Below are 24289 nucleotides of genomic sequence, written 5' to 3' on the forward strand. Positions count from 1 at the left end.
GGTCGCGGGGATCAGAATTCAGGCGGCTGAGCAAGGGCAGCAGGATTTTTTGGAGGAGACTGACGATGAGCAAGGGCAGCAATTTCTGGGTGATCGGCGGCGAGTTCGGCTCGATGAACTTCCACAAGCTCGTCGAAGGCTCCGCGCAGGTCCGCGGTCCGTTCAAGACCCGCAAGGAAGCCGAAGAGTGCTGGAAGGAAGTCTCGGAAGAGAGCCGCCACAAGGCCGGCGTGCGCTTCTCGATCGTCGAGGAGCCGTCGCGGGTTTCGGCCTGACACCAAATTACCTGAGCTAAGAAACGTCCAAGGACGGCGGCCCCATCCGGTTCATCCGGGTGGGGTCGACCGCTTTTGGGACAGGGCCGGGATCTTTCAGTTGGGGATAAGTGGCCACCTAAGTGCTTGGGAACCAACGTGCTTTGCGGACGTCATGGTTGCTGATAGGTTAATGGGTAAGGCAACCCGTCACCACGAGGCCGTAAGGCATGTCCGATCCGCAGAACACCGGCAGCGAGGCGCGCGAGATGCGGCCGACGCTGCGAGAGGCGCTGCGGCGGGCGCGGATCGAGGCGGCCGATCGCACCGGCGTCGTCGTCGAGCTGCGCGATGCCGAGGTGGCGCGGCTCGAGATCCTCAACGACGCGCTCGATCCGCTGTTCGCGCAGGTGCCGGAGAAAGTCGACCTGTTCGACCGCGGCATCAGCCAGGGCGAGACGCCGCGGCTTTGGATCGACGTGGTCGCGCATGTACTGATGGGCCGCGACAAGCGCATCTACCGCTTCGTGCAGGACACGAGATTCGGCCGCATCGTGCTCGCCGAATCGCACGACGTGGCCGTGATGGTCGATGCGGTCACCGACTATGTCGCGCGGCGCATGATCGAACGCGAGCATGCGATGGTGGCAACGCCGCTTCCGGTTGCCGAGCCGCCGGCTCCGCCGCCCGTGCCGGTGGTGGCGCCGAAGCGCCGCGGCGGGATCGGCTTGTTCGTGCTCGGCTTCGTCCTGGGTGCGCTGGCGCTGTTCGGCTTCGCTCTGCTGGCGAGCTTGCAGAACTTTTAGAGCATGATCCGGAAAAGTGCGAAGCGGTTTTCCGAAAGAGATCATGCTCAAATAGGGGAAGGGCGGGGGGCATCGTGGTCGTAACTCCCGCCTCGGCATTTTTCGGCATCCTGGCGGCGGCCGCGGTGGTCGGCAGCGCCGTGCTGTTCGGCAAATGGCAGACGCTGCGGCGCGCCGAATATATCCGCACCTTCAAGTGGCCGGCGGGCCTGTTGGCCCGGCTCGAGCAGCATCACCCCGGCTTCGCCCGCAAGGACAGCGCGCTGGTGTCGCGCGGTCTGCGGCAGTTCTTCCTCGCCTATCTGATGAGCGGCAAGCGTTACGTCTCGATGCCGTCGCAAGCGGCCGACGACCTCTGGCACGAATTCATTCTCTACACCCGCGAATACGACGCGTTCTGCCGCCGCGCCTTCGGATCCTTCCTGCATCACACCCCCGCGGTCGTGCTGGTGAAGGAGCGGCGCCGGAGCAATGAAGGGCTACGGCGGGTTTGGTGGTACTGCTGCAAATACGAGAACATCGATCCGGTCAGGCCGACGCGGCTGCCGCTGTTGTTCGCGCTCGACGCCAAGCTGAGCATCGCGAACGGCTTCATCTACCACACCGACTGCGAGGCACTGCGCCGCAGCGGCATCGGTGGCAGCAGTCCGTATTGCGGCGGCGATTTCTCGGACTCATCGATCGACGGATCGTCGGCCGGGTTCGGCGATGCCGGCAGCGATGGAAGCAGCGGTGGCGATGGCGGTGACGGAGGCGGCCACGGCGGCGGCGATGGTGGAGGCGGCGGTGACAGCGGAGGCGGCTGCGGCGGTGGTTGCGGCGGCGGTGGTGGCGGCGACTAGGACAGCCGCACTTGCTTCAGCTCGCGAATGCCGTCGTGAGCGCCGAGGCCGCGCACGGTCTGCTCGCAGCGCCAGCCGTTGCCGTCACGCTCGATCGAGAACAGGTTGTAGGCCGCCGCCGGATAGTGCTTGCGCGCCAGCGCCGATGCCGACGGCACGCCGATCGCCGGGATTTTCCGCTCGGGGCCGTCGAACCACATCGTCGAATGGATGTGGTCATGGCCATGCAGCACCAGCTCGACGCCGTGCCGCTTGAGCAGCGCCAGCAGCTGATGCGAATCGGTCAGCCGCTTGGCGCGCCCGTCGGAGTGCAGCGGGTGATGCACCAGGAGGACGCGAAAGGCCTCCTCCCGCGACAGCCGCGCGAGGATCGCATCCAGCGCGCCGAGCTGGGCATGGCCGAGCCAGCCGGTCGCCATCAGCGGCGGCGTCGGCACCGCCGAGGAGACGCCGATCAGCGCCACCGGGCCGCGGCGGCGCACGAACGGAAAATGCGATGCCGCGCCATCGGCGTCGCCGCGCAGATAGTCGCCGAAGTGACTGACGAAGCGATGCCGGGTCGCGCGCACATAGGCGTCGTGATTGCCGGGGACCACGGTGACGTCGGCGGCACCGCCGACACCCTCGAGCCATTGCCGCGCCGGATTGAACTCGGCATCCAGCGCCAGGTTGACGAGATCGCCGGTCACGGCGACATGGTCCGGCTGCTGTGCCTGCATGTCCGACACCAGCGTGTCGAGCACGTCGCGGCGATGATATTTGTGACGGTTGCGCGTCCAGTTCAGGTAGCCGAAGGCGCGCTTGCCGGCGAGATCGCGCAGCCGCGCCGCCGGCAGCGGCGGCAGATGCGGATCCGACAAATGCGCGAGACGGAACACCGCCATCACGCGATTCCCCTCGGATTGTCGGTGAAAAGTGGCCGGCAGCCGGTCATGTCGTGCTATCCCGAACGTCCTGTCCTGTATTGGCAAGAGCTGCGCAGGCGCGCAAGGATCAAAGCACGGATCAAACACCATGATGTCGAGGGTTCAGTGACGGTCCTGCTCGATTTACGCAAGCGCTACGAGCCGCAGATCAGGTGGGTGTTTCATTTCTACTGGCGGCTGGCCCGCAGCATGACGCTCGGGGTCCGCGCCGTGGTGCTCGACGCCGACAACAAGGTGTTCCTGGTCAAGCACAGCTATGTCCACGGCTGGTATCTGCCCGGCGGCGGGGTCGAGGTTGGTGAAAGTTTTATCGAAGCGCTGCGGCGCGAGCTGGAGGAGGAGGGGCGGATTGAGCTCGACGGCGAGCCGGTGCTGCACGGCATCTTCCACAACAGCCACGTCTCGCCGCGCGATCATGTCGCGGTCTATGTCGTCAGGAGCTACCGGCAGGACCGGCTGCCGGAGCCGAATCGCGAGATCGTGGCCTGCGGCTTTTTTGACCCGGCTGATCTGCCTCATGACACCACCCCCGGTACGCGGCTGCGGATCGCGGAGGTGCTTGAGGGCAAGCCGCCGCCGGCCACATGGCGGTGATGGACCGCGCCCGCGCCAGATGCTATCCCGCGCCCCACAATGACTGAATTGTCCCTGACCATCCTGCCCGAGACCCCAAAAGACGCCCAGGCGATCGAGCGCCTGCACGAGCGCACCTTCGGGCCCGGCCGCTTCGCGCTCAGCGCCTACCGCTTGCGCGAGCACGTCGATCATCTGCTCGATGTTTCCTTCACGGCGCGGATCGGCACGCTGCTGGTCGGTTCGGTGCGTCAACTCCCGGTCACGGTCGGCGATACGCCGGCCCTGATGCTCGGGCCGTTGACGGTCGAGCCGCCGTTCCGCAGCCGCGGCGTCGGCCGCGCGCTGCTCGAGCGTGCGATCAACGACGCCCGCGCCAAGGGCCATCGGCTCATCGTGCTGGTCGGTGACGCGCCGTACTATTCGCGGGTCGGCTTCAAGCCGGTCCCGAAGGGACGGATGACGATGCCCGGCCCGGTCGACTACAGTCGCCTGCTTGTCATGGAACTGGTCGACGGCGCTGCCGAGGGCGTATCCGGGCCGATCCAGCCGGACTGGAGCAAGGCGATCTGACATCCGCGCGAGCGTCGCCCGGAACGGTTGCGCGCTATCGGAAACTGAAGCACAGTTGAGGCAAGCGCCGGGACAAGACCGGCGCATGTCATATCAACAGGGAGAGTGCGCGCCATGATCAAGGTCAGTGTGATGTATCCGAACAATCCAGGCGCACGCTTTGATCACGAGTACTATCGCGACAAGCACATGCCGCTGGTGAAGGCGCGCCTCGGCGACGCCTGCAAATACTACACGGTCGACAAGGGTCTCGCCGGCGGCGCGCCGGGGACGCCCGCAACCTATGTCGGGATGTGCCACATCTTCTGCGACTCGGTTGAGGCCTTCGCGGCCGGCATGGGCAAGCACGCCCAGGAGATCATGGGCGACATTCCGAATTACACCGATCTGCAGCCGGTGATTCAGATTAGCGAAGTCGTCGTCGGCCACTGAACGTTTCGATCGAGCGAATCTCGCGACTCCACTCGCGTCAGAGACGCTTGTAGCCCGGATGGAGCGAAGCGCGATCCGGGATCAGCCCCACTGCGTGGGCAGTGTCCCCGGATTGCGCTGCGCTTCATCCGGGCTATGCGACTGCAAACTCCCTCTGCTGCAAACGGCAGAGGGAGTTGCTTGTCTCAGAACTTCAGATTGGCGAAGGCCCGCACGCCGAGGCCCGGCATCAGCACCTCGTCCTTGGTGTAGGACACCGAGTTGCGGATGTTCTGGTTGAGCAGATTGTTGCCGGCCAGACCAAGCGTCATCTCGCGCGCGCCGATCCATGACTGCGTGAGCTTGGTGTTGTAGGTGATCTCCGCGTTCAGCAGGTTGTATCCCGCCGTCGGCGTCTCGCCGATCACCGCGATGTCGCTCTGCGCGAAGGCGTGCACCAGGTTGATGCGGGTGAACCAGTTACTGTCGCGCCAGTAGACGCCGCCGCCAAGCCGCACCGGCGGAATCCGCGGCACGTTGCTGCCGTCGGTGAAGGTGGCGCGGACCACGTCGAACTGGTTCTCGATGCCCCAGATGCCGCCGTTGAGCGGGCCGATGTCGAGCTGGCTCTGGAATTCGGCGCCGCGGAAGATGGCATCGCGCTGCGAATACACCGCCAGCCGGCTCTCGTTGCTCGGATCGCCGTTGCCGCAGGAATCGAAATCGCTGCCGCACATCACCCCGGTCAGGCGGCGATAGATGAAATTGCTGAAGCGGGTGTAGTAGGCGGTGGCCTCGAAGCGGAACGGACCGGTCGCCTTGCGCAGGCCGACCTCGACCGATTTCGCGGTCTCGATGGTCAGGTTCGGATTGCCGATGTCGAAGGTCGCGGTCGCATCATGCGCGCCGCGCGAGAACAGCTCGGCGGGCTTCGGCGCACGCTCGACATATTGCGCCGTGATGCTGCCGACGAGATCGCCGGGCAGGTTCTGGATCAGCCCGACGCTGCCGCTGACAGGAGTGTAGGACGGATTGCGCGCGACCGAACTCTGCGGCGCGCCGTCGGGCAGGAAGTCCGCCGGGAAATCCGGCGTCGATCCGTGCAGGTCGACATGTTCGATGCGGCCGGCGAGCTGCGCCTTGGTCGAATCCGTGAACTTGAATTCGTTGAACACGTAGCCCGCGATGCGGTTGTTGTTGTTCGGGCTCCACAGGCCGTTGAACAGCGCGCCGGGGTCGTCGGGGCTCGGCGCGGTCAGCTCCTGATGCCCGCCCTGCAGGCCGAACGCCGTGGTCACCGTGGCGAAGCGCGCGTTGAACGGCATCATCTGCACCTCGACGCGGGCCTCCTGCTCCTTGCTGGTGAAGGTCTGGCGCACGCCGTCGCTGAACAGGTCGGTCGGATCGGCGAGGCCGAGCTCGTTGTGCCGATAGTCGGTCGCGCCGACCCAGAACCGCACGGCGTCGATTGCTGCCGCATCGGGCCGGTACTCGCCCTTCACCGCGATCTTGGTCTGGTGCGCGTCGATCCGGGTCTGGTGATCGGCGCCGTCGATTCCCGGAATGTGATAGAGCGAGTCGTTCTGGGTGATCGACGCGCCGATATAGCCGCCCTGGAAGAAATAGGACGCGCCGACCGAGGCACCGTCCGACTGCGTCGCGGAGTTCGGCTGGCGGCCATTCACCGGCCGCGTCTGATCGAACAGATACGGATTGCTCGGGATGCTGTAGTCGCTGGTGGTGCGGCCATAGACATCGGCATGCACGGCGACATTGTTGCCGCCGGCGTCCAGCAGCATGCCGCCCTCGACGCCGCGATTGACCGAGCTCACGGACGTGCGGGTCTCGACATTGTGGCAACCGGGCGCGCCGGTGTCGGCCAGCGGCGCCTTCACCGGCAGTCCGTAGCTCTGGAACGGCGCTGCCGCGCAGGTCGGCATCGCGTCCGGAATCCGGTTGTTGGTGGCGCTCACCACGCCGCCGATCGAGGTCGAGCCGTAACGCAGCGCGGCAGGTCCTCGGACCACCTCGATCTGGTTGGTCGAGAACGGATCGATCGGCACGAAATGATCTTCGCCGAGATCCGACACGCCGCCGCCGCCAAGACCGTTCTCGACGATGCCGACGCGGTTGACGTCGAGGCCGCGGATGATCGGCCGGCTCGATGCGCCGGGCGCGAAGCTCGATCCGGTGATGCCGGGCTTGGAGAACAGGAGATCGCCGAGCGTGGCGCCGCCGGAGCGCCGCAGTTCCTCGTTGGGCACCACGGTGACGGTTGCGAACTGGTCGGTGACGACGGGCAACACGCCCTGCTGTGGTGCGGGCGCGGGTGCCGCTTGCGCCGGTTGCACGGCTGCGGCGCGTTCGCGGTTGCGGCTAGGCGCAGCCCGGACGACGTGAACCGGCGCGCGCGTCGGCGCGGTGCGGTGCCGCTGGATCGGGCTTGGCGCCGTGACCGTGATGTCAGGGAGTTGCGTCGGCGGGTCATCGGCCACCGCGCTGCCATGCATTGCGCCGAGCAGCAGCCAGCTCGCGCCTCCGATGTGGAGTGCTCGTTTCTTCTGAAGTGTCATTGTCCCGATCCAAGTCCTGATCCAGGGCCGTCGAAATGACGGATCGATCCCGATTTGCCCTGGCGGAGCAGGCCGCAACTGTGACGCGGCCGTCCGCTCAGGGCGTGCAGCAATCAGTCGATGTCAGGACAGGGGAGGTGCGCGGGAGTGGAAGGCCGCAGGCGCCGACTTCAGGTGGACGAATTCGGCATTGGTGGTGCGGAACAGAAGCTCGATGGCTTCCGGCAGCAGCAGCACCGGCGGCGCCGTGAACAGCATGCTGCTCGCGAGCGAGATGACGGTGCAGATCGCGCAATGATCCGCCGGATGCCGGTCGTTGTCGTGCTTCGTGGGCGGCGCGGTCTCGGTCAATTGGACCGCAAGGTCCGGCGTTGCCGAGGTCCCGATATAGGCGAGATCGAGCAGCGACAGGCCGGTCTGGACCGCGGGTGCCGCTTGCGCGGCCGCGATCGGGTGGAAGTGCCCAAACGACAGCACGAACTGGACGGCGAGCGCGAACAGCGCCAGCCGCGAACCAGTCTTGATGCGTCTCCGGAACCACTTCACGCCGATTGAACCCCACCCATCGGGACGGCGCTCATTCCCCAGCCGCCCGATGTTACATTATAACATCGGAGGGTGGCCGCGATGTCAACGGTGGTTCAGACACACTGTGTCGATCCGTTGCTGGTGTGTGATTGAGGCAACGGGGCCGGTTGGACGTTGAGCGCTGTTGGTCTCAGCGTCCCTCACGCAGCCAGGTTGCCGCGAATGCGCCGAGCAGCAGCAGCAGGCCGACCAGGCCGGCGAACATCGGCAGCACGCCGACGCCCTTGACCACGCTGGCGTCGCGCATCTTGACGCCGAGCCAGCCGTCGCCGCGGAAGATCGTCGACGCGCGCACCGGCACGATACGGGGCATGTCGAGGCTCGATCCATCGACGATGCGCCGCGCGTCGCCGCCGGTCGCCTGCGCCAGCGGCTTCAGCATGTCGGTGGTTGAGGTGACTTCCGAGAATTCCTTCGGGTTGGTCGGGCCGACATTGATCAGCGCCTTCAGCGTGCCGTCGGTGGCCTGCCACAGGCCGAGCTCGCTCGCGGGCAACGTGGCGCGCCACTCGCCGGGATCGCCGGCGGTCAAGGTCAGTTCATGCGTGGCGCCGCTCGGCGACGTCACGGTGACCGGCGCGACGGTGTCGGCCATGGTCTGCCGCACCACCACGAGGTCTTTGCCCTGCACCTGCATGCGCAGCGCCTCTTCGTCGAGGTCGGGCTGCTTCATCAGCCAGTGCGACACCCGCCGCAGCAGATCGAGATGCGGTCCGCCGCCTTCATAGCCGCGCGCCCACAGCCAGATCTGGTCGGAGAGCAGCAGCGCGACGCGGCCCTCGCCGAACCGCGACAACAGCAGCAGCGGCTTGCCGTCGGCACCGGTCATGACCGGCGGGTTGATCGCGTTGCGGGTGTCGACGGTGCGGAAGAACCGGCTCCAGTGCGGCGGCTCGGCATTCGAGCCTTCCAGCCCGCGTGTCACCGGATGACGTTTCCCGGCATCGCTCAGATGCGCGTAGAACGGCTTCTCGGTGACGCCGACCGGCTCGGCCGGCAGCACCGAATCCAGCGGCGTGCGCCAGATGCTGGTGGTCGAGGCGTAATCGGGACCGGCCGAGACCAGCACCGCGCCGCCGGAGCGGACATAGCGCGCGATGTTGTCGAAATAGGCGATCGGCAGCACGCCCTGGCGGGCGTAGCGGTCGAAGATGATCAGCTGGAATTCGTTGATCTTCTGCTGGAACAGCTCGCGGGTCGGAAACGCGATCAGCGACAGCTCGTTGATCGGCGTGCCGTCCTGCTTCTCCGGCGGGCGAAGAATGGTGAAGTGGACGAGATCGACGCTGGGATCGGACTTCAACAAATTGCGCCAGGTGCGCTCGCCGGCATGCGGTTCGCCGGACACCAGCAGCACGCGCAGCTTGTCGCGCACGCCGTCGATCGCCACAACGGCGCGGTTGTTGACCGGCGTCAGCTCGTTCTCGAGCGGCGAGGCCTCGATCTCGACGATGTTCGGACCGGCATGCTTGATGTCGATGTCAACGCTGGAGGTCTGGCCGCTGGTCAGCGTGCGCTCGTTGATCACCTCGCCGTCGCGGCGGATCGTGACCTTGGCGCGCTCGCCGGTGACGCCCTGGTCGTCGAGCCGGTAGGTGATGGTCTGGGTCTGGCCGACGATGCCGAAGCGCGGTGCAGCCGTGACCGCGATGCGGCGGTCGCGCTCGTCCTTGCGGCCGGTGATCAAGGCGTGCACCGGTGCCTGGAAGCCAAGCGCTTGCGCGTTCCCGGGAATGTCGTGCACGCGGCCGTCGGTGATCATGAACGCGCCGGCGACGCGCTCGACCGGAACGTCCGACAGCGCCGACGTCAGCGCGCCGAACAGCTTGGTGCCGTCGGTTTCGCCGTCGGCCTGGCCGGCCTCGACGACGCGGACCTCGAGGCCCTTGATCTGCTTCAGGCTGTCGACCAGCGCCTGCCGTGCCTTGTCGGTCTCCTGGTTGCGGGTGCCGAAATTCTGGCTCGGGCTCTTGTCGATCACGATGGCGGCGACCGAGGTCAGCGGCTCGCGGTCCTCGCGGGTGAAGGAGGGATTGGCCAGCGCAAGCAGGATCAGCGCCAGCGCAGCGACACGCACCGCGGCGCCGCGCGCGCGCGACAGCAGCAGCAGTGCCGCGATGACGACGATCGCGCCGAGCGCGATCCACAGCACGATCGAGGGAACCAGCGGTGTGAACGCGATACCGTAGTTCATGTCATTGTCCCAGCCGCTCGATCAAGGCAGGCGCGTGCACCTGGTCGGCCTTGTAGTTGCCGGTCAGCGTGTACATCACGATGTTGACGCCAGCGCGGAAGGCGAATTCGCGCTGGCGCGGCTCGCCCGGTGTCAGCGGCAGCATCGGCTGCCCGTCGGGACGGATCGCCCAGGCGCCGGCGAGATCGTTCGAGGTGATGATGATCGGCGAGACGCCGTCGCCGCCGCGCGCCGGGCGCTGTGCGGCCTCCTCGTCGTCCTCGCGCGGCAGCGCCTCGACCCAGGTCTGGCCCGAGTTGAAGCGGCCGGGGAAGTCGCGCAGCAGATAGAACGTCTTGGTCAGCACGTGCTCGCGCGGCACCGGCTCGAGCTCGGGCACGTCGAGGGTTGACAGCAATTCGCGCAGCGTCTGCATGCCGGGCGTCTGCGACGCGCCATTGTCGCCCGGCGGCGCCTCGACGGCGTCGCGGGTGTCGAAGATCACCGTGCCGCCCTGCTTCATGTAGGCGTCGATCTTGTTGATGGCGTCCTGCGCCGGCTTCGGCGCGCCCGGCACGATCGGCCAGTAGATCAGCGGGAAGAATGCCAGCTCGTCGCGCGCGGGATCGATGCCGACGGGATCGCCGGCTTCCAGCGCTGTGCGCTGCCCGAGGAACAGCGTCAATCCGGACATCCCGGCCTTGACGATGGAATCGACGTCGGCATTGCCGGTCACGACATAGGCCAGCCGCGTCTGCGACACCGCCTTGATAGCGAAGTCGTCGGTGCTGGCGTTCTGGGCGCGCGTCGGCGACGGCACCATCATGGTCGCAAGGATGAAGGCCAAAACGAGCACGGCCGGCGCGGCGCGCCGGCGGATCAGCGCGGCAAGGCCGCCGCCGAGCATCGCCACCACGATCGCATCGAGCAGGAACAGCGCCAGCGCCGTCGACAGCATGATGCCGCGCAGGTCACGCGGCTCGGTATTGGTGTAGGTCGCATGCTTCGCGCGCAGGCCGGAGGTGTCGAGCGGCGCAATGCGGTCGGCGGAGGCCAGCGTATTGACCGCGATCGGGCTCTCGGCGGTGCCGTAGAAGCCGGGCGGGTGGTCCGCGGTGCCGCGGTCGCGATAGTCCGCCGACATCGGCTTGGCGGTCGAAGGCGGCGGGCCGAAGGCACCGAAGCCGTCGAGCGTGCGCAGCGGCGCCACTGTCTCGGCGTTGGGATCGCTGGCGACGCCAGGGCCGGGCTTCGAGGTGTAACCGGACATGTCGATCAGCCGGCGCAGCATCTCGACGAAAGTGCCGGACATCGGCAGATCGGACCAGCGCATGTCGGCGCCGACATGGAACAGGCTGACCACGCCCTTGCCGCGATGCTCGCCGGTGACGAGCGGCGTGCCGTCTTCCAGCGAGGCCCAGCTCTTGGTCGCGAGCACGGCGTCGGGCTCGGCCAGCACCTGGCGGCTGACGGTGATGTCCTTCGGCACGGTGAGGCCCGTGAACGGGCCGTCGGCGGCGAACGAGGCCATGTGCTGCGGCTTCTCCCAGGTCAGGCTGCCGCCGAGCGTGCGTCCGCCGCGGCGCAGCTTGACGGGAACGAGGTCGTCATCGGCCTGCGCGAGGCGAGGGCCTGCGAAGCGCACCAGCACGCCGCCTTGCTCGATCCAGGCATTGAGGCGGTCGCGGATCTCCGGCGACAGCGTGCCGACGTCGGCCATCACGATCATCGGCAGCCGCTGGTCGAGGAATTGTCCGATCACCTGCTGCGGCGCGCCGCGATCGCCGAGCCTGACGTCGGCGAAGGGCGACAGCGCGCGGGAGAGATAGAAGGTCGAGGCCAGCAGCGGCTGCGCGGTGTCGTTGCTCGCACCCGAGACCACGCCGATGGCGCGGCGGCGCCAGCGCCGGTCGAGCAGCTGCACGGCGCCGGCCGAATGCTCGCCGGAGATTTCGAGCCGCGCGATGTCGTTGCGCAATTCGACCGGAAGATCGAAGGCGGCTTCGGTCTCGCGCTCCTGCGGGCCGAATGCATAGCGGGCCTCGCCGATCGGCGAGCCCTTGGCGTCGACCGCGCGCACCGTTCCCGCCGCGATGCCGCTCTCGGTGCGCAGCACCTTCACAGTCATCTTGGCGGCGGCGTTCTCGGCCGCGACCAGTGCCTGCGCGGATTGCGCGCCGCCGGCATAGATCGTCAGATTGCGGCTCTCGATCACCTTGCCGAGACCTTCGGTGAATTCGCTGCCGCGACCGGTGTCGACGCCGTCGGACAGCCAGGCGATGTCGCAGTCGCCGGTCGATTTGAGGAAACGTTCCAGCGTCGCCAGGGTTTCAACGCGGTCGATCGAGTAGGGTTTTGGCGCAAGCTGGCGCAGCGCGACGCGCGCGGCGCCGGCCGGCATCAGCGTGATGTCGCGCGTCGGCTCGGACAGCGGCACCAGCGCGACGCCGCGGCGGTCGCTGTCGGCATTGGTGACCAGCTCGTCCGCGGCCTTGATCCGCGCATCCCAGCTCGAGGCCGCGCTCCAGCCGTCGTCGAGCAGGATCACCAGCGGCTGCTTGCCGGCGGCAACGCCGGTCTGCGGATTCCAGATCGGTCCAGCGGCGGCGAAGATCACCAGCGCGGCGGCGGCGAGCCGCAGCAGCGTCAGCCACCACGGTGTGCGCGACGGCGTCTCCTCCTTCGGCGCGATGTCGAACAGCAGCCGCGTCGGCGGGAATTCGATCCGGCGCGGCCGCGGCGGCATCACGCGCAACAGCCACCACAGCACCGGCAGGCTGACCAGCCCCAATAGCAGCAATGGTTCGGCGAAGGAGAGCGGGAGGCCTGCGATCATGCGCTGCGTCCCGCCTTGACGGTTGAGCGGCCGCCGCCCTTGCTCACCATCATGCCGGCATGCAGGAACAGCAGCAGTTCGGCCGCGGAGCGGCTGGTGGTGTGGGTCGAGAACAGCCAGTCGAGCCGGTTGGTCTCGGCACGGATCTGCTCGCGATGCAGCGCGACGCGCGCGACATAGTCGCTCGCCCAGCTCTCGGCACGGCCCGCGGTGATGACGCTACCGGCCTCCGGCTCGACGAATTCGACGCGGCCGGAATAGGGGAAGGTCTCTTCGGCGGGATCGACGACCTGAATCATCGTGCCGTGCGCGCCCGACGAGGCAAGCCCGGCCAGCATGGTCGTGATCTCCGCGATCGGCGACCAGAAATCCGACAGCACGACGACTTCGGCCAGCGACGACGGCACGAAGGACGGCGGCAGGCTCGCGCGCGTCTTCTCGTCGTGCAACATCGCTTCCGCCATCTTGTCGATCACGTTGAGGCTTGCAGTCGGGTTCAGCAGGCCGGGAATGCCGACGCGTTCTCCGCCCGCAACGAGCAACTCGGCAAGCGCGAAGGCGACGATCAGTCCGCGCTCCAGCTTGCTGTCGCGGGCTTCGCGCGAGGCAAAGGCCATCGAGGGCGAGCGGTCAGGCCAGATCCACACGGTGTGCGCTGCCTCCCACTCCTGCTCGCGGACATAGAGATGGTCGTCGCGTGCCGAGCGGCGCCAGTCGACGCGCTGCGACGGCTCGCCGGAGACGAAGCGGCGGTATTGCCAGAAATTCTCGCCCGAGCCGGCGCGGCGGCGCCCGTGCAGGCCATGGATGACGTTGGCGGCGACACGGCGGGCCTCAAGCACAAGACGCGGCAGCGATGCGGCGAGCGTTCGGCTTTCGCCATCGGCACGTCGAACCGCCAGGATCTCCTCGTTCTGGTGCCTGTTGTCTGCCGCCATCAACCGATCCGCGTCTTCAACTGCTTGATCACGTCAGGAATGGTGCGGCCCTCGGCGCGCGCCGAGAAGGTCAGCGCCATGCGGTGCTTGAGCACGGGCTCGGCGAGATCGAGCACGTCGTCGATCGACGGTGCGAGCCTTCCGTCGAGCAGCGCGCGGGCGCGGACCGCCAGCATCAGCGACTGGCTGGCGCGGGGACCGGGTCCCCATGCGATCAGCTTGCCGGCTTCGCCGCCCTCGGTGCCGGGGCGCGCGGCGCGCACCAGCGTCAGGATCGCCTCGACCACGGAATCGCCGACCGGCAGGCGGCGCACCAGGCGTTGCGCGGTGATCAGCGTCTCGGCGTCCATCGCCGCCTTGGCGAGCGTCTCATCGGCACCGGTGGTTTCGAACAGGATGCGCCGCTCGGCGTCGCGATCGGGATAGTCGACGTCGATTTCCATCAGGAAGCGGTCGAGCTGCGCCTCGGGCAGCGGATAGGTGCCTTCCTGCTCGAGCGGATTCTGCGTCGCGAGTACGTGGAACGGCTTCGGCAAATCGTGCCGCGCGCCGGCAATGGTGATGTGCTGCTCCTGCATGGCTTGCAGCAGCGCCGACTGGGTGCGCGGGCTGGCGCGGTTGATCTCGTCGGCCATCAAGAGTTGCGCGAATACCGGACCAGAGATGAAGCGGAACGAACGCTTGCCGGCGGAGCTCTCGTCGAGCACTTCGGCGCCGAGAATGTCCGACGGCATCAGGTCGGGCGTGAACTGGATGCGCTTGGCGTCGAGCCCGAGCGTGACGCCGAGCGTTTCGACCAGCTTGGTCTTGGCGAGGCCGGGGACGCCAATCAGCAGCGCGTGGCCGCCGGACAGGATTGTCACCAGGGTGTTTTCGATCACCTGGTCCTGGCCGAAGATGACGGTGGCGACCGCTTCCTTGGCAGCCTTGATCTGGCCCGCGACCTGCTCGGCCGAGCGGACGATCACATCTTCCAGTTTTTCGACGCTGTCTGCACCGGCCATTCGATCCGCTCCTTCTTGACGATGCGCTCGATTCTCGCGTCGTCACCACATGGACCGCATGCTAAACCTATGCGAAGGCCATGTATTCGTTGAATTAAACTATCCCCACCTTATCGGTATTTCAGGGTATGAACGGCATCACGATGTGGCGAGAATGACATCCCGACCACATCTCAGGATACGTGCACCAAATGTGCCAGATTGAGGGTTGGAAACTTCAGGGCAAACAATGGCGAAGCAAGGGCAGAGCGATTCCGGCAGTGAAACTACGGGGCTCGAAACGAAGGCCCTCGGAGGCAAGGGCCTCGAAGGGCTGACCACCGCCGCCAACCAAGCCGCGACATCGGGTCCAGCCGGACGCAAGGGCCTGCCTCCGGTTCATCTGTGGAATCCGCCGTTCTGCGGCGATCTCGACATGCGAATCGCGCCCGACGGCACCTGGTTCTACATGGGAACGCCGATCGGACGCCCCGCGCTGGTGCGGCTGTTCTCCACGATTCTGAAGCGCGAGGACGGCAAGCACTTTCTCGTGACACCGGTGGAGAAGGTCGGCATCCGCGTCGACGACGCGCCGTTCCTTGCGGTGGAAATGCAGACCGAGGAAGACGCGCGCGGCCGTTTGCTCCGGTTCCGCACCAATGTCGACGACTGGGTCGATTGCGAGAAGGGCCACGGCCTCAGATTCGAGGCCGCCGAAGATGGCGGATTGACGCCCTATCTGCATGTCCGCGCCGACCTGTGGGCCAAAGTCACCCGCGCGCTCTACTACGATCTGGTTGACATGGGCGAGGAGCGGATGGTCGATGGTCAGGAGATGTTCGGCATCGAGTCCGGCGGCGAATTTTTCGCGATGGCCGATGCCAGCCAGGTGAGGGGCGCACTTTGAACGAGCCGTTGCTGAAGGTGAAGCCGGCGACGATCAGCTCGACGGAATTCTTCGCGCGAGCCCGCACGCGGCTCGACTTCGAAGTGCCGCCGGGCCTGGTCGATCCGCATATCATTCCGCGCACCGGGGATTCCGGCAACGATCGGATGCTCGAGATCGTGGCGCAGGAGCAGCCGGTGCGGCCGGCCGCGGTGCTGATCCCGGTGGTCGATCATCCCGAGCCGACCGTGCTGTTGACGCAGCGTTCGCCCAATCTGTCGAGCCACGCCGGACAGATCTCGTTTCCCGGCGGCAAGATCGACGCCACCGATGCTTCGCCGCTCGATGCGGCGCTGCGCGAAGCCTGTGAAGAAGTCGGGCTGAAGCGGGAATTCATCGACCCTGTCGGCTATCTCGACCTCTATGGCACCGCGTTCGGCTTCCGCATCCTGCCGACGGTCGCCAGGGTGAAGCCGGGATTTACCCTGGAGATCAACGAGGCCGAGGTCGTCGATGCGTTCGAGGTGCCGCTCGCCTTCCTGATGAACCCCGAGAATCATCAGATCCACACCAAGGAATTCCGCGGCATGGACCGGTCCTACTACGCGATGCCGTTCGCCGAGCGCTACATCTGGGGCGCGACCGCCGGCATCCTGCGGGTGCTGTATGAGCGGATCTACCTGTCATGATCCGCACGGTGTTGACCGAGGTCGGAATCTTCCTGATCCCTTTCGCGGTCTATGCCATCTTCCTCATCGCGACGCGGTCCGGCGTGACGCTACCGGCATCCTGGCCGCTCGACATGATCGCGAAGCTGACGCTGGCGGCGCTGGTGCTGGTCATCGTGAGCTTCGTGCTGCTGGCCGAATTGACCGGCGCGCCGCCGAACTCGACCTACGTTCCCGCCCATATCGAGAACGGCAAGCTGGTGCCGGGAGCTGAGAAATGAGCGAGGTGCGCCTGTTGTCCGACGCGCCATGGCTCGCCTCGGGGCCCGCGGCGCGCGTGCTCGGCCTGCTCAATGCCGACGGCGAGGAAGCGCGGGTGATCGGCGGCGCCGTGCGCAACGCGCTGATGCGGATTCCGCTCGCCGACATCGACATCGCCACCACCGCATTGCCGGAGGAGGTGATCCGCCGTGCCAAGCGGGCGGCCATCAAGAGCGTGCCGACCGGGATCGAGCACGGCACGGTGACCCTGGTCGTCGACGGCCAGCCCTTCGAGGTGACGACGCTGCGCGAGGACACCGAGACCTATGGCCGCAAGGCCAAGGTGGCGTTCGGGCGCGACTGGGTGCGCGACGCCGAGCGGCGCGACTTCACCATCAACGGCCTGTCGGTCGACGCCTCCGGCGTCGTGCACGATCACGTCGGCGGTCTCGCCGACATCGAAGCGAGGCGGGTGCGCTTCATCGGCGATCCCGCGCAGCGGATAGCCGAGGATTATCTGCGCATCCTGCGCTTCTTCCGCTTCCACGCCGCCTATGGCGCAGGCGAGGTCGATCGCGCCGGCTATCTCGCTTGCATCAGCGGGCGCGCCGGACTTGCCGGCCTCTCGGCCGAGCGCATCCGCATGGAGATGCTCAAGCTCGTGGTCGCGAACGGCGCCGCCGGCGCGGTGGTCGCGATGGGCGATGGCGGGTTGCTGCTGCCGCTGTTCGGCGGCGTCGCCTATACCGGGCCGTTCGCGGCGATGATCGAGATCGAGCAGCTGATGGCGCTTAAGCCGAATGCGACCCGCAGGCTGGCCGCGCTGACGGTCGCCGTGACCGAGGACGCGCGGCGGATCGCAAGCCGGCTGCGGCTCTCCAACGCCGAGGCCAAGGCGCTCGACTCGATGGGCCATCGCTGGTGGCGCCTGCCCGGCATGGACGAGGCGCGTGCCAAGCGCAGGCTCTACCGGCTCGACGAGGAGCCCTATCGCGACCGGCTGCTGCTCGCCTGGGCGCGAACCGGCGCGGACCGCGATGTCGATCAATGGCGCGCGCTCGCCACGCTGCCGCAGCGCTGGCGCGCGCCTCACTTTCCGTTGCGGGCGTCGGATTTCATCGCACGCGGGATCGCCGAGGGACCAGCGCTGGGGCACGTCCTGACCTTGGCCGAGGATGCCTGGCTAGCCGCGGATTTCCCGCTGGATCCGCAGGTGTTGTCTGGCATCGCCGACCAGACCGTTTCCCGTTTCACCCGCGATCATCGGCTCTAGATTTTCTGGCTGGGTTTGTCGCTGGATGTTCTTGCCGGCATCTCAATGCCGCCGTGATCATCGGCGGCATGGTGACGATTGGCTGAACGACGATTGTGGAGACGATGCCGCCGGCATGTGCCAGACAGCATCGCGCCAACAGATCTCAAGCCGCCTTGCGCTTCTTCTTGCGGTCGCCGTCGTCGTCCTCGTCTTCGTCGTCCTCTTCTTCCTCGTCTTCGTCCTCGTCCTCGTCGTCTTCCTCTTCATCGTCTTCCGGATCGATTTCGGCCGACTCAAGTGCGACGAGCGGCAGGGTTTCGCGAAACAGGTCGCCGTCCGTGCCCATCCACAGGCACTCGACCTTGTCTTCGTCGACTTCCACCACCGTGATCGGATGGCCGCCGGATTTCAGCATGACGACATCGCCTGGTTTCAGTTCCATGATTATCCCTCCGCGCTGGATGACGCGGACGGCAAGCTAGCGACCGGTGATGACAGTGCGATCACGGCCGGCGCCTGGCGCGGTGGATTTGCGGTGAAAACAGAAGCTGCGTTATTTCGGCGCGGCCGGAACCAGCTCGGTCAGCGAGCGGATGATGCGGTCGGGCTTGATCGTCGATCCCGGCGGCAGCCCGACACCGTGCACGTCCATCCAGATCGCATAGATGCCAAGCCGCTGCGGCGCCACGACTTCCCACTCCAGATTGTCGCCGATCATCCAGGTATCCGATGCGGTGACGCCGAGCGCCTGCATCGCGTGCAGATAGGCGCGCTCCTCCGGCTTGCCGAAACCGTGCTCGCCCTCGATCTGGATGTGATCGAAGCGATGGCCGAGCGCGAAGCGCTCGACCTTGGCGCGCTGCATGTCGGCGGCACCGTTGGTGACCAGCGCGAGCTTGATGCCGAGCGCCTTGAACGTATCGATCGCTTGATGCGCGCCAGGGAAGACAAACATCTCCTCCTCGCGATAGGCGGTGAAGCGATCGGCGATGCGGTCCGCGAGATCGTCCGGCAGCGTACGATGGCCGGCCGCCGCAAGCTGAGCGAAGCCGCCCTTCACGGTCAGCCGCCGCGCCTCGCCGAGCTTGATCCGCCAGATCGGCTCGGCGGTCGACCAGAATTGCCGTGCAGAGGCCAACAGCGCCGTCGCGACCATGTCCGGGGGCAGGGGAGCGAGCTCCGCGGCGAACTCGGTGGTGATCGTGTTCCAGGCGATCTCGGGACGTCCATAGGCCGACAGGATGGTGTCATCCATGTCGATCAGCATCGCGCGCGGCAGCTTGGTCACGGCCATTTCACCTCCGGCGGCAGCGATGACAGGATCGAATCGACATTGCCGCCGGTCTTCAGGCCGAAGATGGTGCCGCGATCATAGAGCAGGTTGAACTCGACATAGCGGCCGCGGCGGATCAGCTGCTCGTCGCGATCCTCCGCGCTCCAGTCGGCCTCGAAATTGCGCCGCACCAGGTCGGGATAGATCTTCAGGAAGCTGCGCCCGACGTCCCGGGTGAAGGCGAGGTCGGCTTCCCAATCGCCGCTGTCGTGCCAGTCATAGAAGATGCCGCCGATGCCGCGCGCTTCCTTGCGGTGTGGCAGATAGAAATAGTCGTCGCACCATTTCTTGTACTTGTCGTAGTCGGCGACGCCGTTCGGTCCGCTGCAGGCCTCTTTCATCGCGGCATGGAAGGCGACCGTATCGGGGTCTTCCTGGGTGCGCCGCCGGTTCAGCACTGGCGTCAAGTCGGCACCGCCGCCGAACCAGGCCTTGGTGGTGACGACGAAGCGGGTGTTCATGTGCACGGCGGGCACGTTCGGATTGCGCAAATGCGCGATCAGCGAAATGCCGGAGGCCCAGAACCTCGGATCGTCGGCGGCGCCGGGAATCTGCGCGCGGAATTCGGGAGCGAACTCGCCATGCACGGTCGAGCAGTGCACGCCGACCTTCTCGAACAGCCGGCCCTTCATGATCGACATCACGCCGCCGCCGCCGGGCTTGCCGGTATGGTCGGTGCGATCCCAGGGGGTGCGCACGAACCGGCCGGCATTGCCGGGATAGAGCGCTGCGGGGGCATCGTCCTCGAGCTTCTCGAAGGCCGCGCAGATCTCGTTGCGCAGCGCCTCGAACCAGCCGCGCGCACGCGCCTTGCGGTCTTCGATGATGGCGGGGTCTGTTGGCAGCATGGCTAACCTTGCGGGCCGAAATAGCTGCAGCTCTCGTTGCAGCTGTCGCGATGGACGCTGACGCGGGTCAGCTTGCCCGCGTGTTGCAGCCGCTCCCAGATGAAGCGTGAGAGATTCTCCAGCGTCGGCACGCCGATCGCCTCGATCTTGTTGAGGAACTTGTGGTCGAGCGTCTTCTGCACCTCGGCCATGGCGCGTTCGAGCAGGCCGAGATCGACCACCATGCCGGTTTTCGGATCGGGTGTGCCGCGGACGGTAACCTCGGCTCGAAACGAGTGACCGTGGATCTCCTCGCTGGCAGTGCCAAAGGTCGTTCCGGATAGCGCATGCGCAGCCTCGAACCGAAACGCTTTCGTCAATTCCCACATCTCGTTCAACAATCCAGTTCTGACAAAGTAGAGTTCATCTGATGCCGAGCGTCTTGTGCGTCTGCACGCTGAGGCGCCATTGCGGGTGCTTCAGGCAGTATGCGATCGCCCGCTCGGTATTCTCGATCACGTCGGGGCCGTCCATCGGTTGCAGCGAGAAGCGCTCGAAGGCGAGCCCGGCGAAATCCTCCGGCGTGTTTTCCGGCTGCGGATAGACCAGCTTGAGTTCGTGCCCCTTGCGCACCACGAGCTCGGATGCGGCCTTGGGGCTGACGCAGACCCAATCGAGCCCGTCGGGCGGGGCGATGGTGCCGTTGGTCTCGATCGCGATCGCAAAGCCGTGGCCGTGCAGGGCCTCGATCAGAGCTTTATCGACCTGCAGCAGCGGCTCGCCGCCGGTCAGCACCACGTAGCGGTCGGCTTCGCCCCCGGTCCATTGCGCGGCAATGGTGCCGGCGAGCTCGGCCGCGTCGGCATAGCGGCCGCCGAGCGTGCCGTCGGTGCCGACGAAATCGGTGTCGCAGAAGCGGCAGACTGCCCCAGTGCGGTCCTGCTCGCGGCCGCTCCACAGGTTGCAGCCGGCGAAGCGGCAGAACACGGAGGCCCGGCCCGCATGGGCGCCTTCGCCCTGCAGGGTGAGAAAGATCTCCTTGACCGCGTAGCTCACCAAAAATCCCTTAAGTTGCCGAACCGGCAGTTCCTGAGCCGGCAAGTCCTGAACCGGCAAGCCCTGAACCCGTCTGTCGCAGCGCTTCTCCGACTGCCATGGCCGCGGTGACCGCCACATTGAGCGAGCGCAGGGACGGCTTGATCGGAATCAGCAGCCGCGCATCCGCGGCGGCCACGACCGCCTCGGTCACCCCTGCCGTTTCGCGCCCGAAAAGCAGGACATCGGAGGCCGTATACGCGAAATCAAGATAGGATTTCGCCGCCTTGGTCGTGAACAGGACCAGCCGGCATCCGGCCTCGGCCCGCCATTCCTCGAATTTCGACCATGAGTCGTGACGCTTCAACCGCACATGGTCGAGATAGTCCATACCCGCCCGGCGGAAATTCCGGTCCGAGGTGTCGAACCCTGCCGGTTCGATGATATGGGCTGCCACGTCCAGGCAGGCGCAGAGGCGCAGAATCGTCCCTGTATTCTGGGGGATGTCGGGCTGGAACAGCGCGATCTGCATGGTGCGGGCGACCTGTGAAATCCGGATGAAATTGTCTCAATAAAACATCGCTTGGCGCGGATTTCGTGCATTGCACGTGTGCGAGCCGATAGCGGGCTTGCGCTCGTCCGGCAAGGGTGCCAATAGAACGATTCTGGACTGCTGTTCCGCCATTTGGGGTGGGGAATAGTGGTTTTCTGCCGCCGCGGGGGCCGCGGGCGCCGGCAGCCTTTCTTGGGGCGCGTTCTGCGTCTCCGGGGCGGTTCCACCGGCTGCAGAAAAGAAAGGGCTAGGAATCGTGACGACAGCGTCTTCGGCGGACCATCCGACACGCCGTGATTTTCTCTTTGTTGCAACCGGAGCTGCCGCCGTCGTCGGCGCAGCCGCGACCGTCTGGCCGCTGGTTGCCCAGATGAACCCGGATGCCGCGACGATCGCGGCCGGCGCGCCGATCCAGGTCGATCTGACGCCGATCGCCGAGGGCCAGGACATCAAGGTCTTCTGGCGCGGCAAGCCGATCTACATCAGCCATCGCACCAAGAAGCAGATCCAGGAGGCCCAGAGCGTGCCGCTCTCGAGCCTGCCCGATCCGCAGCCCGACTCGGCCCGCGTCAAGGCAGGCCACGACCAGTGGCTGGTCGTGATCGGCATCTGCACCCATCTCGGCTGTATCCCGATCGCCCATGAGGGCAATTACGACGGCTTCTTCTGCCCCTGCCACGGCTCGCAGTACGACTCCTCCGGTCGTATTCGCCAGGGGCCGGCGCCCGCCAACCTGCCGGTGCCGCCCTACGCCTTCCTTTCCGACACCAAAATCCAGATCGGCTAAGTCCCGGACCCTCCGGGATTTCGGCTTCCCCTTGGACCCATCGCGTCGTTTTTCTTCTTCAGGATCGCATCAATGAGCGGACCATCTGATTTTCAACCGAGCAACCCCGCCTTGAAGTGGATCGAACGGCGCCTTCCGATCTTCGGCCTCGTCCACTCCTCGTTCGTGGCCTATCCGACGCCGCGCAACCTGAACTACTGGTGGACCTTCGGCGCCATCCTTTCGATGATGCTGGCGCTGCAGATCCTGACCGGCGTGATCCTGGCGATGCACTACACGCCGCATGCCGATCTCGCCTTCAAGTCGGTCGAGCTGATCGTCCGCGACGTCAATTACGGCTGGCTGCTGCGCAACATGCACGCCTGCGGCGCGTCGATGTTCTTCTTCGCCGTCTACATCCACATGTTCCGCGGTCTCTATTACGGGTCGTACAAGGAGCCGCGCGAGGTGCTGTGGATCCTCGGCGTCATCATCTACCTCCTGATGATGGCAACCGGCTTCATGGGCTACGTGCTGCCGTGGGGCCAGATGAGCTTCTGGGGCGCTACCGTCATCACCAACCTGTTCTCGGCCGTGCCGTATTTCGGCGAGAGCATCGTGACCCTGCTGTGGGGCGGCTATTCGGTCGGCAACCCGACGCTGAACCGCTTCTTCTCGCTGCACTATCTGCTGCCGTTCGTGATCGCCGGCGTGGTCGTGCTGCACATCTGGGCGCTGCATGTCGCGGGTCAGAACAACCCGGCCGGCGTCGAGGCCAAGACCGAGAAGGACACCGTTCCGTTCACGCCGTATGCGACGATCAAGGACGCGTTCGGTGTGTCGTGCTTCCTGATCTTCTTCGCCTGGTTCATCTTCTACATGCCGAACTACCTCGGCGACGCCGACAACTACATCCCGGCGAATCCCGGCGTGACCCCGGCGCACATCGTGCCCGAATGGTACTACCTGCCGTTCTACGCGATCCTTCGTTCGATCCCGAACAAGCTCGCCGGTGTCGCGTGCATGTTCGGTGCGATCATCGTCTTGGCGTTCCTGCCCTGGCTCGACAACGCACGGACCCGGTCGTCGAAGTATCGTCCGCTGGCCAAGCAGTTCTTCTGGATCTTCGTGGTGGTCTGCATCCTGCTCGGCTATCTCGGCTCGCAGCCGCCGGAAGGCATCTATGTGATCGCCGGCCGGATCCTGACGGTGTGCTACTTCGCCTACTTCCTGATCGTGCTGCCGCTGCTCGCCCGCATCGAGACGCCGCGCCCGGTGCCGAACTCGATCGCCGACGACGTGCTGGCGAAGAGCAAGGGCAGGGCGGCGACCGCAGCCTCCGTCATGTTTGCGCTGGCGGTGGCTGGCGGCCTGTTCGCCGGCAGCACCCAGAACGCCAAGGCCGAGGAGGGCGGCGACGCCCCGCCGGCCCAAAGCTGGTCGTTCTCCGGCCCGTTCGGCAAGTATGACCGCGGCTCGCTGCAGCGTGGCCTGAAGGTCTACAAGGAAGTCTGCTCGGCCTGCCACGGCCTGAACTACATCGCGTTCCGCAACCTCGCCGATGCCGGCGGCCCCGGCTATTCGGAGGCGCAGGCGGCGGCTCTCGCGGCCGAGTACAAGATCAAGGACGGCCCGAACGACCAGGGCGAGATGTTCGAGCGCCCGGGCCGCCCGGCGGATTACTTCCCGGCGCCGTTCCCGAACGAGCAGGCCGCGCGCGTGGCCAATGGCGGCGCGGCACCGCCGGACCTCTCGCTGATCACCAAGGCGCGGTCCTACAAGCGCGGCTTCCCGCAGTTCGTGTTCGACTTCTTCACCCAGTACCAGGAGCAGGGCCCGGACTATGTCGACGCCGTTCTGCAGGGCTTCGAGGACAAGGCCCCGGCCGGCGTGACGATCCCGGAAGGCTCGTACTACAACAAGTACTTCCCCGGCCACGCCATCAAGATGCCGAAGCCGCTGTCTGACGGTCAGGTGACCTTCGACGACGGTTCGCCGGCGACGGTCAAGCAATACGCGCACGACGTCACCACGTTCCTGATGTGGGCCGCCGAGCCGCGCATGGAAGAGCGCAAGCGGATCGGCATGCAGGTGTTCTTCTTCCTCGTGATCTTCGCCATCCTGATGTACTTCACCAAGCGCAAGGTCTGGGCCAACGCTCACTGACCTCGGGTATCGCGAGTTTTGAAAAAGCCCCTTCGGGGGCTTTTTTGTTGCCTGGACGTCATT

At 66.2% G+C, this 24289-nt stretch carries 25 protein-coding genes; 12 read left to right on the top strand and 13 right to left on the bottom strand.

All coding sequences use genetic code 11. From position 1 onward, the window contains the following. Positions 1–65 precede the first annotated feature (65 nt). The 3 genes from AAFG07_RS09920 (at position 66) to AAFG07_RS09930 (ending at position 1902) form a co-directional block, all read left to right on the top strand. Positions 66–275 (top strand): hypothetical protein, encoded by a 210-nt coding sequence (locus AAFG07_RS09920; protein ID WP_016839740.1) that lies wholly within the window; start codon positions 66–68, stop codon positions 273–275. 209 nt (positions 276–484) lie between these two features. Then, positions 485–1060: a hypothetical protein gene (locus AAFG07_RS09925; RefSeq protein WP_342727115.1), complete on the top strand. Its 576-nt coding sequence runs from the start codon at positions 485–487 to the stop codon at positions 1058–1060. Positions 1061–1134: 74 nt separating this feature from the next. Then, positions 1135–1902, top strand: coding sequence for a hypothetical protein (locus AAFG07_RS09930; RefSeq protein WP_342727116.1), 768 nt, complete (start codon positions 1135–1137; stop codon positions 1900–1902). Here the strand turns inward: AAFG07_RS09930 and AAFG07_RS09935 are convergent. After that, complete coding sequence (locus AAFG07_RS09935) at positions 1899–2786, bottom strand: metallophosphoesterase (protein WP_342727117.1); 888 nt, start codon at positions 2784–2786, stop codon at positions 1899–1901. The two genes, AAFG07_RS09930 and AAFG07_RS09935, sit on opposite strands and share 4 nt — an antisense overlap. Before the next feature lie 147 nt (positions 2787–2933). Here AAFG07_RS09935 and AAFG07_RS09940 point away from each other — a divergent pair, with 147 nt between their 5' ends. The 3 genes from AAFG07_RS09940 to AAFG07_RS09950 all read left to right on the top strand — a co-directional run bounded on the left by AAFG07_RS09940 (position 2934) and on the right by AAFG07_RS09950 (position 4406). Next, positions 2934–3422: an NUDIX domain-containing protein gene (locus AAFG07_RS09940; RefSeq protein ID WP_342729109.1), complete on the top strand. Its 489-nt coding sequence runs from the start codon at positions 2934–2936 to the stop codon at positions 3420–3422. A gap of 39 nt (positions 3423–3461) precedes the next feature. Beyond that, positions 3462–3974, top strand: coding sequence for an N-acetyltransferase (locus tag AAFG07_RS09945; protein WP_092124535.1), 513 nt, complete (start codon positions 3462–3464; stop codon positions 3972–3974). A gap of 114 nt (positions 3975–4088) precedes the next feature. Next, the gene (locus AAFG07_RS09950; RefSeq protein ID WP_092124536.1) at positions 4089–4406 is read left to right on the top strand and encodes an EthD family reductase; all 318 of its coding nucleotides are present in this window, start codon (positions 4089–4091) and stop codon (positions 4404–4406) included. A 185-nt stretch (positions 4407–4591) separates the two neighbouring features. Here the strand turns inward: AAFG07_RS09950 and AAFG07_RS09955 are convergent, their stop codons facing one another. The 6 genes from AAFG07_RS09955 to AAFG07_RS09980 form a co-directional block, all read right to left on the bottom strand. Beyond that, on the bottom strand, positions 4592–6958 hold the full coding sequence (locus tag AAFG07_RS09955; RefSeq protein WP_342727118.1) for a TonB-dependent receptor: 2367 nt from the start codon (positions 6956–6958) through the stop codon (positions 4592–4594). Positions 6959–7081: 123 nt separating this feature from the next. Then, positions 7082–7504, bottom strand: coding sequence for a DUF2946 family protein (locus AAFG07_RS09960; protein WP_342727119.1), 423 nt, complete (start codon positions 7502–7504; stop codon positions 7082–7084). Positions 7505–7676: 172 nt separating this feature from the next. Beyond that, a complete protein-coding gene (locus AAFG07_RS09965) occupies positions 7677–9740 on the bottom strand; it encodes a hypothetical protein (RefSeq protein ID WP_342727120.1) in 2064 nt (687 codons plus the stop codon). 1 nt (position 9741) lies between these two features. After that, the gene (locus tag AAFG07_RS09970; RefSeq protein WP_342729110.1) at positions 9742–12552 is read right to left on the bottom strand and encodes a DUF4159 domain-containing protein; all 2811 of its coding nucleotides are present in this window, start codon (positions 12550–12552) and stop codon (positions 9742–9744) included. Continuing rightward, positions 12552–13493, bottom strand: a complete 942-nt coding sequence (locus tag AAFG07_RS09975) for a DUF58 domain-containing protein (RefSeq protein ID WP_342727121.1) — start codon at positions 13491–13493, stop codon at positions 12552–12554. The genes AAFG07_RS09970 and AAFG07_RS09975 overlap by 1 nt, the downstream gene beginning before the upstream one ends. Next, positions 13493–14497 carry a MoxR family ATPase gene (locus AAFG07_RS09980; protein ID WP_342727122.1) on the bottom strand — a complete coding sequence of 335 codons (1005 nt, stop codon included), beginning with the start codon at positions 14495–14497 and terminating at the stop codon, positions 13493–13495. The genes AAFG07_RS09975 and AAFG07_RS09980 overlap by 1 nt, the downstream gene beginning before the upstream one ends. A gap of 229 nt (positions 14498–14726) precedes the next feature. On the opposite strand from AAFG07_RS09980, the gene AAFG07_RS09985 reads away from it, so the two are divergent. From AAFG07_RS09985 to AAFG07_RS10000, 4 genes are read left to right on the top strand one after another with little or no spacing between them, the layout of a single operon-like run. Beyond that, positions 14727–15383 (top strand): DUF1285 domain-containing protein, encoded by a 657-nt coding sequence (locus AAFG07_RS09985; protein ID WP_342727123.1) that lies wholly within the window; start codon positions 14727–14729, stop codon positions 15381–15383. Beyond that, positions 15380–16051, top strand: a complete 672-nt coding sequence (locus AAFG07_RS09990; RefSeq protein WP_092124541.1) for a CoA pyrophosphatase — start codon at positions 15380–15382, stop codon at positions 16049–16051. Before AAFG07_RS09985 ends, AAFG07_RS09990 begins: the two co-directional genes overlap by 4 nt. Then, complete coding sequence (locus tag AAFG07_RS09995; RefSeq protein WP_342727124.1) at positions 16048–16311, top strand: DUF6111 family protein; 264 nt, start codon at positions 16048–16050, stop codon at positions 16309–16311. The genes AAFG07_RS09990 and AAFG07_RS09995 overlap by 4 nt, the downstream gene beginning before the upstream one ends. Further along, positions 16308–17564 carry a CCA tRNA nucleotidyltransferase gene (locus tag AAFG07_RS10000; RefSeq protein ID WP_342727125.1) on the top strand — a complete coding sequence of 419 codons (1257 nt, stop codon included), beginning with the start codon at positions 16308–16310 and terminating at the stop codon, positions 17562–17564. The genes AAFG07_RS09995 and AAFG07_RS10000 overlap by 4 nt, the downstream gene beginning before the upstream one ends. A gap of 145 nt (positions 17565–17709) precedes the next feature. Here AAFG07_RS10000 and AAFG07_RS10005 read toward each other — a convergent pair whose 3' ends face one another. From AAFG07_RS10005 to AAFG07_RS10030, 6 genes are all read right to left on the bottom strand, one after another. Further along, on the bottom strand, positions 17710–17961 hold the full coding sequence (locus AAFG07_RS10005; RefSeq protein WP_342727126.1) for a DUF2158 domain-containing protein: 252 nt from the start codon (positions 17959–17961) through the stop codon (positions 17710–17712). 138 nt (positions 17962–18099) lie between these two features. After that, the gene (locus AAFG07_RS10010) at positions 18100–18840 is read right to left on the bottom strand and encodes an HAD family hydrolase (RefSeq protein WP_342727127.1); all 741 of its coding nucleotides are present in this window, start codon (positions 18838–18840) and stop codon (positions 18100–18102) included. Then, entirely contained in the window at positions 18831–19727 is an 897-nt protein-coding gene (gene hemF / locus AAFG07_RS10015; RefSeq protein WP_342727128.1) for an oxygen-dependent coproporphyrinogen oxidase, read from the bottom strand. The genes AAFG07_RS10010 and hemF overlap by 10 nt, the downstream gene beginning before the upstream one ends. 2 nt (positions 19728–19729) lie before the next feature. Beyond that, positions 19730–20095: a 6-carboxytetrahydropterin synthase gene (locus tag AAFG07_RS10020; RefSeq protein WP_342729111.1), complete on the bottom strand. Its 366-nt coding sequence runs from the start codon at positions 20093–20095 to the stop codon at positions 19730–19732. A gap of 34 nt (positions 20096–20129) precedes the next feature. Continuing rightward, on the bottom strand, positions 20130–20762 hold the full coding sequence (gene queE / locus AAFG07_RS10025) for a 7-carboxy-7-deazaguanine synthase (RefSeq protein ID WP_342727129.1): 633 nt from the start codon (positions 20760–20762) through the stop codon (positions 20130–20132). A 10-nt stretch (positions 20763–20772) separates the two neighbouring features. After that, positions 20773–21273, bottom strand: coding sequence for a tRNA (cytidine(34)-2'-O)-methyltransferase (locus tag AAFG07_RS10030; protein WP_342727130.1), 501 nt, complete (start codon positions 21271–21273; stop codon positions 20773–20775). 277 nt (positions 21274–21550) lie between these two features. On the opposite strand from AAFG07_RS10030, the gene petA reads away from it, so the two are divergent. Both petA and AAFG07_RS10040 read left to right on the top strand, forming a co-directional pair. Continuing rightward, positions 21551–22081: a ubiquinol-cytochrome c reductase iron-sulfur subunit gene (gene petA / locus AAFG07_RS10035; protein WP_342727131.1), complete on the top strand. Its 531-nt coding sequence runs from the start codon at positions 21551–21553 to the stop codon at positions 22079–22081. Between the two features lie 72 nt (positions 22082–22153). Further along, a complete protein-coding gene (locus AAFG07_RS10040) occupies positions 22154–24226 on the top strand; it encodes a cytochrome c1 (protein WP_342727132.1) in 2073 nt (690 codons plus the stop codon). The last annotated feature ends 63 nt before the right edge of the window (positions 24227–24289 follow it).

The sequence above is a fragment of the Bradyrhizobium sp. B097 genome (assembly GCF_038957035.1).
Classification (GTDB): domain Bacteria; phylum Pseudomonadota; class Alphaproteobacteria; order Rhizobiales; family Xanthobacteraceae; genus Bradyrhizobium.

What these genes read in the sequence shown, in the direction of transcription:
- AAFG07_RS09920 (WP_016839740.1), top strand. Translation starts at nt 66, where the DNA reads ATGAGCAAGGGCAGCAATTTCTGGGTGATCGGCGGCGAGTTCGGCTCG.
- AAFG07_RS09925 (WP_342727115.1), top strand. Translation starts at nt 485, where the DNA reads ATGTCCGATCCGCAGAACACCGGCAGCGAGGCGCGCGAGATGCGGCCG.
- AAFG07_RS09935 (WP_342727117.1), bottom strand. Translation starts at nt 2,786, where the DNA reads ATGGCGGTGTTCCGTCTCGCGCATTTGTCGGATCCGCATCTGCCGCCG.
- AAFG07_RS09945 (WP_092124535.1), top strand. Translation starts at nt 3,462, where the DNA reads ATGACTGAATTGTCCCTGACCATCCTGCCCGAGACCCCAAAAGACGCC.
- AAFG07_RS09950 (WP_092124536.1), top strand. Translation starts at nt 4,089, where the DNA reads ATGATCAAGGTCAGTGTGATGTATCCGAACAATCCAGGCGCACGCTTT.
- AAFG07_RS09955 (WP_342727118.1), bottom strand. Translation starts at nt 6,958, where the DNA reads ATGACACTTCAGAAGAAACGAGCACTCCACATCGGAGGCGCGAGCTGG.
- AAFG07_RS09965 (WP_342727120.1), bottom strand. Translation starts at nt 9,740, where the DNA reads ATGAACTACGGTATCGCGTTCACACCGCTGGTTCCCTCGATCGTGCTG.
- AAFG07_RS09975 (WP_342727121.1), bottom strand. Translation starts at nt 13,493, where the DNA reads ATGGCGGCAGACAACAGGCACCAGAACGAGGAGATCCTGGCGGTTCGA.
- AAFG07_RS09980 (WP_342727122.1), bottom strand. Translation starts at nt 14,497, where the DNA reads ATGGCCGGTGCAGACAGCGTCGAAAAACTGGAAGATGTGATCGTCCGC.
- AAFG07_RS09985 (WP_342727123.1), top strand. Translation starts at nt 14,727, where the DNA reads ATGGCGAAGCAAGGGCAGAGCGATTCCGGCAGTGAAACTACGGGGCTC.
- AAFG07_RS09995 (WP_342727124.1), top strand. Translation starts at nt 16,048, where the DNA reads ATGATCCGCACGGTGTTGACCGAGGTCGGAATCTTCCTGATCCCTTTC.
- AAFG07_RS10000 (WP_342727125.1), top strand. Translation starts at nt 16,308, where the DNA reads ATGAGCGAGGTGCGCCTGTTGTCCGACGCGCCATGGCTCGCCTCGGGG.
- AAFG07_RS10005 (WP_342727126.1), bottom strand. Translation starts at nt 17,961, where the DNA reads ATGCTGAAATCCGGCGGCCATCCGATCACGGTGGTGGAAGTCGACGAA.
- AAFG07_RS10010 (WP_342727127.1), bottom strand. Translation starts at nt 18,840, where the DNA reads ATGGCCGTGACCAAGCTGCCGCGCGCGATGCTGATCGACATGGATGAC.
- hemF (WP_342727128.1), bottom strand. Translation starts at nt 19,727, where the DNA reads ATGCTGCCAACAGACCCCGCCATCATCGAAGACCGCAAGGCGCGTGCG.
- AAFG07_RS10020 (WP_342729111.1), bottom strand. Translation starts at nt 20,095, where the DNA reads ATGTGGGAATTGACGAAAGCGTTTCGGTTCGAGGCTGCGCATGCGCTA.
- AAFG07_RS10030 (WP_342727130.1), bottom strand. Translation starts at nt 21,273, where the DNA reads ATGCAGATCGCGCTGTTCCAGCCCGACATCCCCCAGAATACAGGGACG.
- AAFG07_RS10040 (WP_342727132.1), top strand. Translation starts at nt 22,154, where the DNA reads ATGAGCGGACCATCTGATTTTCAACCGAGCAACCCCGCCTTGAAGTGG.